The 13155-nt window shown below is 72.0% G+C and carries 13 protein-coding genes; 8 read left to right on the forward strand and 5 right to left on the reverse strand.

Annotated features, from left to right (window positions below; translation table 11 throughout):
• The coding region (locus tag PROKR_RS37685; protein WP_036970326.1) for a methyltransferase domain-containing protein at positions 1 to 229 on the reverse strand (229 nt) is incomplete at its 3' end.
• A 151-nt stretch (positions 230 to 380) separates the two neighbouring features.
• Between PROKR_RS37685 and PROKR_RS27725 the strand changes: the two genes are divergently transcribed.
• Positions 381 to 1340 carry an RNA polymerase sigma-70 factor gene (locus PROKR_RS27725; RefSeq protein ID WP_036970329.1) on the forward strand — a complete coding sequence of 320 codons (960 nt, stop codon included), beginning with the start codon at positions 381 to 383 and terminating at the stop codon, positions 1338 to 1340.
• Here the strand turns inward: PROKR_RS27725 and PROKR_RS27730 are convergent.
• Positions 1306 to 2052 carry an SDR family oxidoreductase gene (locus tag PROKR_RS27730; protein ID WP_036970332.1) on the reverse strand — a complete coding sequence of 249 codons (747 nt, stop codon included), beginning with the start codon at positions 2050 to 2052 and terminating at the stop codon, positions 1306 to 1308. The genes PROKR_RS27725 and PROKR_RS27730 overlap by 35 nt on opposite strands.
• A 132-nt stretch (positions 2053 to 2184) precedes the next feature.
• On the opposite strand from PROKR_RS27730, the gene PROKR_RS27735 reads away from it, so the two are divergent.
• The gene (locus tag PROKR_RS27735) at positions 2185 to 2826 is read left to right on the forward strand and encodes an HAD family hydrolase (protein WP_036970335.1); all 642 of its coding nucleotides are present in this window, start codon (positions 2185 to 2187) and stop codon (positions 2824 to 2826) included.
• On the opposite strand, the gene PROKR_RS27740 is transcribed toward PROKR_RS27735, so the two are convergent.
• A complete protein-coding gene (locus PROKR_RS27740; RefSeq protein ID WP_036970338.1) occupies positions 2823 to 4442 on the reverse strand; it encodes an ABC-F family ATP-binding cassette domain-containing protein in 1620 nt (539 codons plus the stop codon). The two genes, PROKR_RS27735 and PROKR_RS27740, sit on opposite strands and share 4 nt — an antisense overlap.
• Before the next feature lie 126 nt (positions 4443 to 4568).
• Here PROKR_RS27740 and PROKR_RS27745 point away from each other — a divergent pair, with 126 nt between their 5' ends.
• The 4 genes from PROKR_RS27745 (at position 4569) to PROKR_RS27760 (ending at position 7954) form a co-directional block, all read left to right on the forward strand.
• Positions 4569 to 4832, forward strand: a complete 264-nt coding sequence (locus tag PROKR_RS27745; RefSeq protein WP_245605995.1) for an exodeoxyribonuclease VII small subunit — start codon at positions 4569 to 4571, stop codon at positions 4830 to 4832.
• Positions 4829 to 5761: a carbohydrate kinase family protein gene (locus tag PROKR_RS27750; protein WP_036970343.1), complete on the forward strand. Its 933-nt coding sequence runs from the start codon at positions 4829 to 4831 to the stop codon at positions 5759 to 5761. Before PROKR_RS27745 ends, PROKR_RS27750 begins: the two co-directional genes overlap by 4 nt.
• Positions 5758 to 6420, forward strand: coding sequence for a carbonic anhydrase (locus PROKR_RS27755; RefSeq protein ID WP_036970345.1), 663 nt, complete (start codon positions 5758 to 5760; stop codon positions 6418 to 6420). Before PROKR_RS27750 ends, PROKR_RS27755 begins: the two co-directional genes overlap by 4 nt.
• An 88-nt stretch (positions 6421 to 6508) precedes the next feature.
• Complete coding sequence (locus PROKR_RS27760; protein ID WP_036970347.1) at positions 6509 to 7954, forward strand: class II fumarate hydratase; 1446 nt, start codon at positions 6509 to 6511, stop codon at positions 7952 to 7954.
• Between the two features lie 84 nt (positions 7955 to 8038).
• On the opposite strand, the gene PROKR_RS27765 is transcribed toward PROKR_RS27760, so the two are convergent.
• Both PROKR_RS27765 and phoH2 read right to left on the reverse strand, forming a co-directional pair.
• Positions 8039 to 8806: a GOLPH3/VPS74 family protein gene (locus PROKR_RS27765; RefSeq protein WP_051433443.1), complete on the reverse strand. Its 768-nt coding sequence runs from the start codon at positions 8804 to 8806 to the stop codon at positions 8039 to 8041.
• Between the two features lie 272 nt (positions 8807 to 9078).
• Positions 9079 to 10338 (reverse strand): RNA 5'-3' helicase PhoH2, encoded by a 1260-nt coding sequence (phoH2, locus tag PROKR_RS27770; protein WP_245606003.1) that lies wholly within the window; start codon positions 10336 to 10338, stop codon positions 9079 to 9081.
• Between the two features lie 504 nt (positions 10339 to 10842).
• On the opposite strand from phoH2, the gene PROKR_RS27775 reads away from it, so the two are divergent.
• A complete protein-coding gene (locus tag PROKR_RS27775; protein ID WP_036970351.1) occupies positions 10843 to 11400 on the forward strand; it encodes a DUF1697 domain-containing protein in 558 nt (185 codons plus the stop codon).
• Positions 11401 to 11724: 324 nt separating this feature from the next.
• The gene (gene nhaA, locus PROKR_RS27780; protein WP_036970353.1) at positions 11725 to 13020 is read left to right on the forward strand and encodes a Na+/H+ antiporter NhaA; all 1296 of its coding nucleotides are present in this window, start codon (positions 11725 to 11727) and stop codon (positions 13018 to 13020) included.
• Positions 13021 to 13155 lie beyond the last annotated feature (135 nt).

The following is a 13155-nucleotide window of genomic DNA, read 5'->3' on the forward strand; positions in this document are numbered from 1 at the left end:
GGGCCACCTCGAGCGACGCGGCGGCGGGGTCGACGCCGGTCACGTCCAGCCCGCGGGCGGCGAGCAGGAGGGCGAGCACCCCGGTGCCGCAGCCGACGTCGAGCACGGTGCGGGCGCCGAACCGCTCGGCGAGGCCGACGTAGAGGTCGAGGTCGGCGCGGTCGTCGTCGAAGGCGTCGTAGAGCCGCGCGAGCCGGGGGTCCACGAAGATCGGGTCGGGTGTGGTCATGGCAACATGTTCACCCGACTTCCGGGCCACCCCAAGGACATTTCGTCGCGTACGGTCAGGTGAGATCGGAAGGCGGGGCCGGACGAGTCAGCGGCCGCTCCGACGGCTCCGGCTCCTTCCGGGATCCTTGCACCACCCCAGGGAGAGCACCATGACAGGCGATGTGGACACCACGCTCGACGACGCCGCGGAGGTCTTCGCGACGGCCAGGAAACGGCTGTTCGGCATCGCCTACCGCATGCTCGGCTCCGCGGCGGAGGCCGAGGACGTGGTGCAGGAGACCTGGGTACGGTGGCAGACGACGGACCGCTCGGTGGTGCTGAACCCGCAGGCCTTCCTGACGACGGCGGCGACCCGGCTGGCGATCAACGTGCTGCAGAGCGCGCGGTCGCGGCGCGAGACGTACATCGGCCCGTGGCTGCCCGAGCCCGTGGACACCAGCGACGACCCGACGCTCGGCGCGGAGCGTGCCGAGGCGCTGGACGTCGCCGTGCTGGTGCTGCTCGAGAAGCTCACGCCGACCGAGCGCGCGGCGTACGTGCTGCGCGAGGCGTTCGACTACGGGTACCCGGAGATCGCGCAGATCGTGGGTGTCTCCCCCACGGCCACCCGGCAGCTCGTGAGCCGGGCCCGCAAGCACCTGGCCTCGGAGCGGCGCAACGAGGTGAGCACGACGGCGCGCCAGGACCTCCTGGCGGCGTTCCTCGCGGCGGCGCGGGCCGGCGACGTCGCCCGGCTGGAGCGCCTGTTCGCGGAGGACGTCGTGACGCGCGCGGACAGCAACGGCCGGGCCAAGCACGTCGCCCGGGTCGTGGTCCAGGGCCGGAACAAGGTGGCCCGCGTCCTGTCGTCGTTCGCGGAGACCTTCTGGGCGGGTATCACCACGCGCCCCGTCGAGGTCAACGGCGCGGAGGGCTTCGCGATGGAGCGGGACGGCGAGCTGGTCGGCGTCCTGTCCGTCGTGGTCTCCGACCAGGGCGTGCACGAGCTCATGTGGCAGATGAACCCGGAGAAGACGGAGCCGCTCCGGCGGGCCTGGGCGAACCAGGCCGCGCCGGAGGCCGGCGTCGGGGAGGCTACGCCTGAGCCGCCCGCCACTGCTCGTAGCTGACCTCGCCCAGCAGGGGCTCGCCGCCGCTGGGGACGAGCTCGGCGTCCTTGAGCTCCGCGCCGAAGTAGGTCGCGCTCGGGTCGGCGACCACCTCGCGGGTGTCGCCCTTGGAGGCGAGGTGCTTGCGCACGATCTCGTCGAAGCCGAAGGTCTCCGGCCCGGCGATCTCGATGGTCGCGCCGAGCGGCGTCCCGGCGGCGGTCCGGCCGACGAACCTGGCGACGTCCGCCGAGGCGATCGGCTGGAAGCGGACCGGGGCGATGTGCACGACGCCGTCGACGGTCGCCGTGTCGGCGATCGAGGCGAGGAACTCGAAGAACTGGGTGGACCGGACGATCGACCAGCCCGAGCCGGAGGCCTTGACCAGGTCTTCCTGCACGACCTTGGCGCGCATGTAGCCGGAGTCGATGCCGTCGGCGCCCACGATCGAGAGGATCACGTGGTGCTGCACGCCGGCCTTCTTCTCCGCCTCGAGCAGGTTGGTCGTCGAGGTCCGGAAGAAGTTGGTGACGTCCTCCTCCGCGAACGAGGGCGAGTTGCTGAGGTCGATGACGACCTGTGCGCCCTCGAGCACCTCGGCGAGACCCTCACCGGTCAGGGTGTTCACGCCGGTCTGCGGCGCGGCGGCCACCGCCTCGTGCCCGTGCTCGGTCAGGTTGTGGACGACCTGGCTGCCGACGAGGCCGGTGCCCCCGATGACCACGATCTTCATGGTGTGCTCCTTTGGTTCGCATCGCTCGCACGACGGACCCGTTCGGCCCGTCATGCTCTCGACCGGGAGCACCCTCGATCTGTGACAACCCCCGTGGGACGGCGCTCCGAGCGGGGTTGCTACGGTTCGCACGTGGCGACCATCCGACATCTCCTGTTCGATGCCGACGGCGTGCTCCAGCAGGTCCGCGGCGGCTTCTACACCGCGGCGGGGGCGCTGCTGGGCGAGCACGCGCGTGCGGTGCTGGACGAGGCGTCCCGGCGCGAGCGGTCGTTCCTGGCCGGCGACGAGGACTTCCTGCCGGTGATCGCCGAGGTGCTGCGCGAGCAGGGTCTCGACGTCGCGGCGGCGGACCTGTACGCGGCGGTGTGGCAGAACACCGAGCCGTCGGCGGCGTCGTTCGACCTGGTCCGGAGGTTGCGCGCGGCCGGCTACGGGGTGCACCTCGGGACCAACCAGGTGCACCGGCGGGCCGAGCACATGCGCCGGACGCTCGGGTACGACGACGTGTTCGACGTGAGCCTCTACTCGTGCGAGCTCGGCGTCGCGAAGCCGGACCCGGCCTTCTTCGAGAAGGCAGCCACCCGGATCGGCGCCGAGCCCGCCGAGATCCTGTTCGTCGACGACCATCCCGCCAACGTGGCCGGCGCCCGGTCCACCGGCATGGCCGCAGTGCACTGGTGCCTCGACGAGGGCCACGACGCGCTCGTGGAGCGCCTCGCCGCGCACGGCGTGCGGCCGGCCGGCAGACGACCGGCCGGCGCGGCCGGTTAGCGCTCCCGCTCGACCCGGCGCTCGTCCCAGACAGGTTCCGGGGTCTCGCGCACCACGCCGTCGGACCCGAAGACGAGGTACCGGTCGAACGACCGCGCGAACCAGCGGTCGTGCGTCACGGCCAGGACGGTCCCGTCGAACGACTCCAGGCCCTCCTGGAGCGCCTCGGCCGACTCGAGGTCGAGGTTGTCGGTCGGCTCGTCGAGCAGCAGCGCGGTCGAGCCGGCGAGCTCCAGCAGCAGGATCTGGAACCGGGCCTGCTGGCCGCCGGACAGCCGGTCGAACGGCCTGTCCGCCTGCTCGGTGAGCTCGTACCGGCGCAGCCGGGCCATCGCCTTGCCCTTGTCCTGGGCGTGGTCCTCCCACAGGATGTCGAGCAGTGCGCGCCCGAAGAGCTCGGGGTGCGCGTGCGTCTGCGCGAAGTGGCCCGCGACGACGCGGGCGCCGAGCTTCCACGAACCGCTGTGCGCGACGGAGCCGCCCGCGAGCAGCCGCAGGAAGTGCGACTTGCCCGAGCCGTTCGAGCCGAGCACCGCGACCCGCTCGCCGTAGAAGACCTCCAGGTCGAACGGCTTCATGAGTCCCGTGAGCTCCAGCCCCTCGCAGGTCACGGCCCGCAGGCCGGTGCGCCCCCCGCGCAGGTGCATCGTGATGTCCTGCTCGCGCGGCGGCTCGGGCGGCGGGCCGACCTCCTCGAACTTGCGCAGGCGGGTCTGCGCCGCCCGGTAGCGCGAGGCCATGTCGGGGCTGCTCGCGGCCTGGTTGCGCAGGGTCAGCACCAGCTTCTTGAGCTGAGCGTGCTTCTCGTCCCAGCGCCGGCGCAGCTCCTCGAACCGCGCGAACCGCTCGCGCCGCGCGTCGTGGAACGTCGCGAACCCGCCGCCGTGCACCCAGGCGTCCGCGCCCGCGGGGCCGGGCTCCAGCGACACGATGCGGTCGGCGGCGCGCGAGAGCAGCTCACGGTCGTGGGACACGAACAGGACCGTCTTCTTGGTGGCCTGGAGCTGCTCCTCCAGCCACCGCTTGCCGGGCACGTCAAGGTAGTTGTCCGGCTCGTCGAGCAGCAGCACCTCGTCGGTGCCGCGCAGCAGCGCCTCCAGCACGAGCCGCTTCTGCTCGCCGCCCGACATGGTCCGCACCTCGCGGAACTGCGCGCGGTCGTACGGCACGCCGAGCGCGGCCATGGTGCACACGTCCCAGAGCGTCTCGGCCTCGTACCCGCGCACCTCGGCCCAGTCGGACAGCGCCTGGGCGTAGGCCATCTGCGCGGCCTCGTCGTCGACGGTGAGCATCGCGTGCTCCGCCTCGTCGACGCGGCGCGCCACCTCGCGCAGCCGGGGCTCGGAGACGGAGACCAGCAGGTCGCGCACCGTGGTCTCGTCCCGCACCGAGCCGACGAACTGGCGCATGACGCCGAGCCCGCCACTCACCACGACCGAGCCGCCGTGCGGCACGAGCTCGCCGGTGATCAGGCGCAGCAGCGTGGTCTTGCCCGCTCCGTTGGGGCCGACGATCGCCGTGGCGCTGCCCTCGCCCACACGGAACGAGACGTCCCCCAGGAGGGTCCGGCCATCAGGCAGGTGGTACTCGACGTGCGCGACTTCTAGATGGCCCATGGGTCACCATGGTCCGATGCCGGACCGGTCCGGACCAAACTGATTCCGCGCCGCCCGCGGGAGCCGCCCGTCGAACCTGTGGACAGCGGACCACGGATGTCGGCGGTGTGCTGTTGACTGTTCCCCGTGAGTACAGATGCTGTGACGGATGCTGGAGCCGAACCCGACGTCGCCTCGCTGAGCTACGAGCAGGCGCGTGACGAGCTGGTGCAGGTCGTCGGCCGCCTGGAGGCGGGTGGTGAGCCGCTGGAGGCGTCGCTCGCGCTCTGGGAGCGCGGCGAGGCCCTGGCCGCGCGCTGCCAGGAGTGGCTGGACGGCGCCCGCGAGCGCCTCGCGACCGCCCAGAACGCGTCGACGACGACGCCCGACTCACCGGAGGAGGCCGAATGAGCGCGCACGTGCTCGCCGTGGGCGAGGCCCTCGTGGACGAGGTGCACCGGCCCGACGGCTCGGTGGCCGAGCACCCGGGCGGCAGCGTCGCCAACGTGGCGCTGACCCTGGGCCGCCTGGAGCGGGAGGTCCGGCTCGCCACGTGGCTCGGCGCCGACGCGCGGGGCGACCTGGTCCGGGGCTGGCTCGCCGAGTCCGTGGTCGCCCTGGTCAAGGGGAGCGACGGCGCGGAGCGCACCAGCGTCGCGGTCGCCACGCTGGACGACGCCGGGTCGGCCACCTACGACTTCGACCTCACCTGGGAGGTCCCAGCAGGGGCCCTGCCGGACGCCGCCGAGGCCGCGGACGCCCCGCTCGCCGTCCACACCGGCTCGATCGCGGCGATGCTCGAACCGGGCGCCACGCAGGTCCGCCAGGTGCTGGAGGCCGCGCGCGGCACGTCGACCACGACGTACGACCCGAACGCCCGGCCGGCGATCATGGGCGAGCCGCAGGAGGTGCGGCCGCGCGTCGAGGCGCTCGTGCAGCTCTCCGACGTGGTCAAGGTGAGCGACGAGGACCTGGCCTGGCTCTACCCCGGCACCGACCCGGTGGCCGTGGCCCGCGACTGGCAGCGCGGCACGCCCGCGCTGGTGGTGGTCACGTTCGGCGGCAAGGGCGCGGTCGCCGTGTCCGACGCCGGCGAGGTCGAGGCCACCGCCCCGCGCGTCGAGGTGGTCGACACCGTGGGCGCCGGCGACTCGTTCATGGGTGCCCTGATCGACGGCCTCTGGGAGCACGACCTGCTGGGCGCCGACCGGCGGGACGCCCTGAACGCCGTCGGCACGGCCACGGTGCAGCACGTGCTGGACCGCTGTGTCGCCGTCGCCGCCATCACTGTTTCCCGGGCGGGTGCCAACCCGCCGCATCGCCAGGAGGTCGGCCTGTGAGCACCAACGAGATCACCGCACCGCTGAGCCCGCGCGAGGCCTGGACGCGGCTGCGCGAGGGCAACGACCGGTTCGTCGCCGACACGCCCGCGCACCCGTCGCAGAACGCGGACCGGCGGCGCGAGCTGCAGGCCGCGCAGCACCCGCACACCGTGATCTTCGGCTGCTCGGACTCCCGGGTCGCCGCGGAGATCATCTTCGACCAGGGCCTGGGTGACGTGTTCGTGGTGCGCACCGCGGGCCACGTCGTGGACACGACGGTGGTCGGATCGATCGAGTACGGCGTGGAGGTGCTCGGCGCGTCGCTCGTCGTGGTGCTGGGGCACGACTCGTGCGGGGCTGTCGCCGCCGCCGCGCACACCCTGTCCACGGGCGAGCAGCCGCCGGGCTTCGTGCGCGCCGTCGTGGACCGGGTCATCCCGTCGATCGCGAGCATCACCTCGGGCGACCCGGCCCAGGCCATGGCCGCGCTGTCCGACCAGAACGTGCTGCGCCGCGAGCACGTCAAGCACACCGTCGACATGCTGCACGGCTACTCGGCCGCGCTCGCCGACGCCGTCAAGGAGGGCCGGTGCGCCGTGGTCGGCCTGGAGTACGACCTGGCCGAGGGCAGCGCGCGCATGGTGAACGTGATCGGCGAGGTGGGCGAGCAGCCCTGACCGCCAGGTGACCCGGGCTCGGGGCCGGGGTGACACGAGTCACGCGCTGGGATGCGTCACCCGCCCGAGCCTGCGGCACGATAGACCCATGACTGCTGACACCGTCGTCTCGTCGGGCTCGTCCGAGCCCGGCGACACCAACGCCGCATACCGCATCGAGCACGACACCATGGGCGAGGTCCGGGTCCCCGCGAACGCCCTGTACCGTGCGCAGACGCAGCGTGCCGTGGAGAACTTCCCGATCTCCGGCACCCCGCTGGAGCGGGGCCACATCGAGGCCCTCGCCCGCGTGAAGAAGGCCGCCGCGACCGCCAACGCGGAGCTGGGGGTGCTCGACCAGGACATCGCCGACGCCATCGTCGCCGCGGCCGACGAGGTCGCCTCCGGCAAGCACGACGGCCACTTCCCGATCGACGTCTACCAGACCGGCTCGGGCACGTCGTCGAACATGAACACCAACGAGGTGCTGGCGACGCTGGCCACGGCCTCGCTCGGCAAGGACGTGCACCCGAACGACCACGTCAACGCCTCGCAGTCCTCCAACGACGTCTTCCCCACCTCCGTGCACGTCGCGGCGACGTCGGGCGTCGTCAACGACCTGATCCCCGCGCTGAACCACCTGGCCGAGGCACTGCAGGCCAAGTCGGAGGAGTTCGCGACCGTGGTGAAGTCCGGCCGCACGCACCTCATGGACGCCACCCCGGTCACCCTCGGCCAGGAGTTCGGCGGGTACGCCGCCGCGATCCGTTACGGCGTCGAGCGCCTGCAGGCCGCGCTGCCCCGCGCCGCCGAGGTCCCGCTGGGCGGCACCGCCGTGGGCACCGGCATCAACACGCCCGCCGGCTTCCCGCAGCGGGTGATCGCGCTGCTCGCGCAGGACACGGGCCTGCCGCTGACCGAGGCGCGCGACCACTTCGAGGCGCAGTCCGCGCGGGACGGCCTGGTCGAGCTGTCGGGCGCGCTGCGCACCATCGCCGTCTCCGTGACGAAGATCTGCAACGACCTGCGCTGGATGGGCTCCGGCCCCAACACGGGCCTGGGCGAGATCGCGCTGCCCGACCTGCAGCCGGGCTCCTCGATCATGCCGGGCAAGGTCAACCCGGTCATCCCCGAGGCCGTCCTCATGGTGTGCGCGCGCGTGATCGGCAACGACGCCACGGTCGCGTGGGCCGGCGCGAGCGGCTCGTTCGAGCTGAACGTGCAGATCCCCGTGATCGCGCAGGGCGTGCTGGAGTCGATCCGCCTGCTGTCGAACTCGTCGCGCGTGCTGGCGGACAAGACGATCGTCGGCATCACCGCGAACGTCGACCGCGCCCGCGCGCTGGCCGAGTCGTCGCCGTCGATCGTCACGCCGCTCAACCGCGCCATCGGCTACGAGGCCGCTGCCAAGGTCGCCAAGCACGCGGTCAAGGAGGGCATCACGGTGCGTCAGGCCGTGCTCGACCTCGGCTTCGTCGAGCGCGGCGAGGTCACCGAGGAGCAGCTCGACACGGCGCTCGACGTCCTGTCGATGACACGCCCGCCCCAGGGCTGACACCGGGTACGTAGCCCTCCGTGGCCGACGACAAGGGGCCGCTTCCTCCAGGAGGAAGCGGCCCCTTTCGTGGTGCGAGGGTCGTCAGGCGACCGGGGTGCCCTCACCCGCCGGGAGCGCGGCCGCGGCGGCCTCCGCGTTCTCCTTGGTGTTCGCGATGATGACGGCGGCGGCGACCGCGGCACCGACCGTGGCGACGGCCGCGACCGAGGCCGCGATGGCGACCTGCGTGGCGACGGTGGCGACGCCCCACTCGCTGCCGGCGATCTCCTCGGCGCGGTCCTGGGCGGCCTTGCGCTGCTCCTTGCCGACCACGCCGGCGATCAGACCGGAGCCGTGCAGCAGGGAGATCAGGGTGGCGGTGCGCTCGTCGGGCTCGGCGCCCTCGACGAGGACCTTGACGAGGTTCGCGCGCAGCGCGGTCTCGTGGCTCGAGTCGGGGGCCGGCCAGCGGGTGATGGGGAGCATGCGGAAGAGCTTGGTCTCCTCCTTCTCCAGGATGCCCCGCTCGACGAGCGCGGCCAGGAGGTTCTCCTCGGCGTCCTTGGAGATCGCCTCGACGACCTTGCGAGCCGGGGCGTCGGGCGTGGCGAGCACGGACTGCAGCGCGGCGTCGAGGGCGACGTGGCCCGTGGGAGCGTTGTCGGTGACGATGATCGTGGCGTCACCGGCCTTCTCACGCTCCTCCTTGGTGGCGCCGGCCTCCGGAGCACCCCGCAGCAGGGTCTTGCGGGCGTCGGAAAGGTCGGCGAGGAGCGCACCGGCGAGGCGAACACCCAGGTTGTCGACGTTGGCGAGCTTGCCCGTCTCGTCGTCGACGGCAAGCAGCAGGAAGTCTTCGGCAATAAGCATGAGGCGATGCTATATCCGACAAGCGAGACAAGCCCGGATTCAACCAGTGGACGAGAACCACACGTTCAACTCTGACTATGGTTAGCCTTACCTAAGGTGCTATCCTCTGGATGCACGCAGGGGGAGGCGGACTGCCGGACATGCGGGGCTGGGGGGTTCCGTCCGGCCGGTCCGCCCTCCCCAGTGCCAGAAGTTCAGCAGGAACCAGAAGCCCAGGTCATTTGCGGTGACCTGGGCTTCTGGCATGTCGGCGGGGCGCGACCCGCGGGCCGTCAGACCTCCAGGCGCTCCAGCATGTCGGTCACCAGCGCCGCCACCGGCGAACGCTCCGACCGGGTCAGGGTCACGTGCGCAAACAACGGGTGGCCCTTGAGCGCCTCGATCACCGCCGCGACACCGTCGTGCCGCCCCACCCGCAGGTTGTCGCGCTGGGCGACGTCGTGGGTGAGCACCACACGCGAGCTCTGGCCGATGCGGGAGAGCACCGTGAGCAGCACGTTCCGCTCCAGGGACTGCGCCTCGTCCACGATGACGAACGAGTCGTGCAGCGAGCGCCCGCGGATGTGCGTGAGCGGCAGCACCTCGAGCATGTCGCGGGCCATGACCTCCTCGACGACGTCGGGCGAGACCAGTGCGCCGAGCGTGTCGTAGACGGCCTGCGACCACGGGTTCATCTTCTCGGACTCGGAGCCGGGCAGGTACCCCAGCTCCTGCCCGCCCACCGCGTACAGCGGCCGGAAGACGAGCACCTTGCGGTGCTGCTGCCGCTCGAGCACGGACTCCAGGCCGGCGCACAGGGCGAGCGCCGACTTGCCGGTGCCGGCCCGGCCACCGAGGGAGACGATCCCGATCTCCTCGTCGAGCAGCAGGTCGATCGCGACGCGCTGCTCGGCCGAGCGACCGTGCACGCCGAACACCTCCTGGTCGCCCCGAACGAGCCGCACCCTCTTGTCCGCCGTGACCCGGCCCAGCGCGGAGCCGCTCGGGGAGTGCACCACCATGCCCGTGTGCACCAGCAGCGGGGAGGCCGCCTCGACCGTGGCCGGGTCGAGGGCCGCGATCTCGACGGAGTCGTTCTCCCAGAGGGAGCCCATCTGCTCGTCCGACAGGTCGATCTCGCGCATGCCGGTCCAGCCGGAGTCCACCGCGAGCTCGGCCCGGTACTCCTCGGCCTGGAGGCCGACGGCGGAGGCCTTCACCCGCATCGGGAGGTCCTTGGAGACGACGGTGACGCTGCTGCCCTCGGCCGCCAGGTTGGCAGCCACGGCCAGGATCCGCGTGTCGTTGTCGCCCAGCCGGAAGCCGGCAGGCAGAACCGAGGGGTCGATGTGGTTGAGCTCCACCCGGAGTGTGCCGCCCGTGTCCCCCACGGGCACCGGCGAGTCGAGCCGGCCGTGCTGCACGCGCAGCTCGTCCAGCATCCGCAGGGCGCTCCGGGCAAAGTACCCGAGCTCGGCGTGGTGGCGCTTGGCCTCCAGCTCCGTGACGACCACGATCGGGAGTACGACATCGTGCTCCGCGAACCGCAACATCGCCTTCGGGTCACTCAACAGCACTGACGTGTCGATGACGAAGGTCCTGCGTTCGTCACCTGCCGGGCCGGGGGCGGCGTCGGCACTCTGGTCGGACTGACGGGTGGTGTGTGCGGAATGGCTCACTGCGGTTCTCCCTCCGGCGCCGAAACGCCGTGACAGCCTCGTCGCTACCTGGCGGGTACCGCCCGCCGGCGGAACCGACCCGGTCGAACCGGGGCTGGTGGATGGGCCGAGCGACCGACTCGGTGCGCCGCGGCGTGGCGCAGAGCCGGGGCCGGCCCTTCTCCACGGAGCGAGCACTCCATAGGTTGGCCTCCCGAAGGGGCGACTGGGTGCCGTCCCTGAGGTGGAAACTACGCGCACTGCCATCCCGTGACCAGACCCACGCCCCGGCGGGTCGCAAGTTGTCACGAACTGTTCACATGGTGGCAATAGCTTGATTTTTAGCTAAAGAGACGGCAAAACTCGCAGAGTGGCACGCCCAGGCGGCAGGATGGTCGCATGGCTTACTTCGCCGTCCTGCTCCGCGCCGTGAACATCGGACCCGGCTTGCGCGTGACGTCCGCCGACCTGCGCGGCGCCGCCGACGACGCGGGTCTCGCCGACGCCCGCACGCTGCTCAACAGCGGCAACCTCGTGGTCACACCGGGCACCTCCGGCGCGAGCCGGGCCGACGACGTCGCGCGCCTGGTGCAGGAGAAGCTCACGGCCCGGATCGGCCAGGAGGTGGACGCCGTCGGGCTGAGCGGCGAGCGGCTGGACGCGATCGCCGCGGCCAACCCCTTCCCCGCCGCCGCGAAGGACGACCCGTCCTACCTGCAGGTGCACGTGCCGTTCGGCGACCTGGACGAGGCAGGCATCGCCAGGCTCGACCTGGCCAGCCCTGGCCGGGAGATGCTCGCGACCGCCGCCGGCGTGCTGTACGTGCACTACGTGGACGGGATCGGCCGGTCGAAGCTGACCCCGAAGGCCATCGACCGCGCCGTCGGGGCGCCGACGACCGCGCGCAACTGGAACACGGTCACCAAGCTGCGCGCGGCCTGCAAGAAGCCCGCGTAGCGCTCCGTCGCGGGGGTGCGGGCATTCACCAACCGGTCCGTGATCCGCACATCGCGGCATGCGTCACCGTCGCTCCTGAGGTTCTGTTCGGACCACGAGCTCCTGCCCGCGGGAACGGACTTGAAACGTTGCAACATCGTGGCTCGAACAAAACCTCGGAGTCGGCCGGCGGCACGCGCCGGCGCCGGTGCCAGTGCCGGTGCCCCGGACGCCCCCACAGCGGCCCGGGTAGGGTATGGCCAAGGGAGTGCCGGGAAGTCTGGTCGGCGTGGACCGGGTCGACCGGTCCGTGTCAGACGACCCCGCAGCACGAGAGGACTACCGTTGATCGGTAACGCCCGCACCCCCACCACCCGGATCCGACGCCTACGGGCCTGGCTGTCCCGCGAGACCACCGGCGGCGCGCTCCTGATCGGAGCCGCGTTCCTCGCCCTGCTGTGGGCCAACTCCCCGTGGCGCTCCTCCTACCAGGCCTTGTCAGACGCCGTCGTCGGGCCCGCCGCGATCGGGCCGCTGCCGGTGCACCTGGACCTCAGCCTCGCCACCTGGGCCGCGGACGGGCTGCTCGCGATCTTCTTCTTCGTCGTGGGCGTGGAGCTCAAGCAGGAGTTCGTGAGCGGGAGCCTGCGCAACCCGAAGGAAGCGGGCGTCCCCATGATCGCCGCCGTGGGCGGCATGGCCGTGCCCGCGCTGATCTACGTCGGCACCGTCCTGGTCCTCGGCGAGCCCGGCGCGCTGCACGGCTGGGCCATCCCCACAGCCACCGACATCGCGTTCGCCGTGGGTGTGCTGGCGATCTTCGGTCGCGGCCTGCCCGCCGCGATCCGCACGTTCCTGCTCACCCTCGCCGTGGTGGACGACCTGCTCGCGATCGTCGTCATCGCGATCTTCTACACGAGCGAGATCCACTGGCTGCCGCTGCTCGGCACTCTCGTCTGCGCCGGCCTGTTCTGCTGGCACGTGCGCAGCCGCCGCCCGCGGTGGTTCGTGCTGCTGCCGCTCGCGGTCGTGGCCTGGGCCCTGATGCACGCGTCCGGGGTGCACGCCACCATCGCGGGCGTGCTGCTGGGCTTCACCGTCCCCGCGGTCGCCATGCACGGTGAGACCACGTCACGCACCACTCGGTACGAGCACCGGGTCAAGCCGCTCTCGTCCGGCTTCGCGCTGCCCGTGTTCGCCTTCTTCGCCGCCGGGGTCACCCTGGTCGGCGGCGCCGGCCCGGGTGCGGTGCTCGGCCAGCCGGTGGTCGTCGCTATCGCCGCCGGGCTGATCATCGGCAAGCTCGTGGGGGTGCTGGGCATGACGGCCCTGGTCACCCGGGTCACACCACTGCGGCTGCCCGACGGCATAGGCGTGCGCGACCTGTTGCCGGTGGGGCTGCTGGCCGGCATCGGGTTCACCGTGTCGCTGCTGATCAGCGAGCTGTCGTTCGGCGACTCCGAGCACACCGACGGCGCCAAGATCGCGATCCTCGGCGCGTCCGTGCTCGCGGCGATCCTCGGCGGTGCCGCGCTGCGGTACGACGCGCGGCAGGCGCGGACCACAGACATGAACCTGGACGGCCGCCCGGACGACATCCGCGACTACATCGGCGACGAGAAGGACCGCGAGACGCACTGACGCCCCCCGCCGAGGCAGAACTCTGGCGCACCATACGGTGCGCCAGAGTTCTGTCTCGCCCGAGTTCCGCTACGGCGCGACCTCCAGCAGCAGCGCCTCGCCCTGGCCGCCGCCGCCGCACAGGCCGACGGCGGC

The organism is Promicromonospora kroppenstedtii DSM 19349 (genome assembly GCF_000515355.1).
In the GTDB taxonomy this organism is placed as follows: domain Bacteria; phylum Actinomycetota; class Actinomycetes; order Actinomycetales; family Cellulomonadaceae; genus Promicromonospora; species Promicromonospora kroppenstedtii.

Coding starts and splice junctions, on each gene's coding strand:
- PROKR_RS27725 (WP_036970329.1), top strand. CDS start 381: ATGACAGGCGATGTGGACACCACGCTCGACGACGCCGCGGAGGTCTTC.
- PROKR_RS27730 (WP_036970332.1), bottom strand. CDS start 2,052: ATGAAGATCGTGGTCATCGGGGGCACCGGCCTCGTCGGCAGCCAGGTC.
- PROKR_RS27740 (WP_036970338.1), bottom strand. CDS start 4,442: ATGGGCCATCTAGAAGTCGCGCACGTCGAGTACCACCTGCCTGATGGC.
- PROKR_RS27750 (WP_036970343.1), top strand. CDS start 4,829: ATGAGCGCGCACGTGCTCGCCGTGGGCGAGGCCCTCGTGGACGAGGTG.
- PROKR_RS27760 (WP_036970347.1), top strand. CDS start 6,509: ATGACTGCTGACACCGTCGTCTCGTCGGGCTCGTCCGAGCCCGGCGAC.
- PROKR_RS27765 (WP_051433443.1), bottom strand. CDS start 8,806: ATGCTTATTGCCGAAGACTTCCTGCTGCTTGCCGTCGACGACGAGACG.
- phoH2 (WP_245606003.1), bottom strand. CDS start 10,338: ATGTTGCGGTTCGCGGAGCACGATGTCGTACTCCCGATCGTGGTCGTC.
- PROKR_RS27775 (WP_036970351.1), top strand. CDS start 10,843: ATGGCTTACTTCGCCGTCCTGCTCCGCGCCGTGAACATCGGACCCGGC.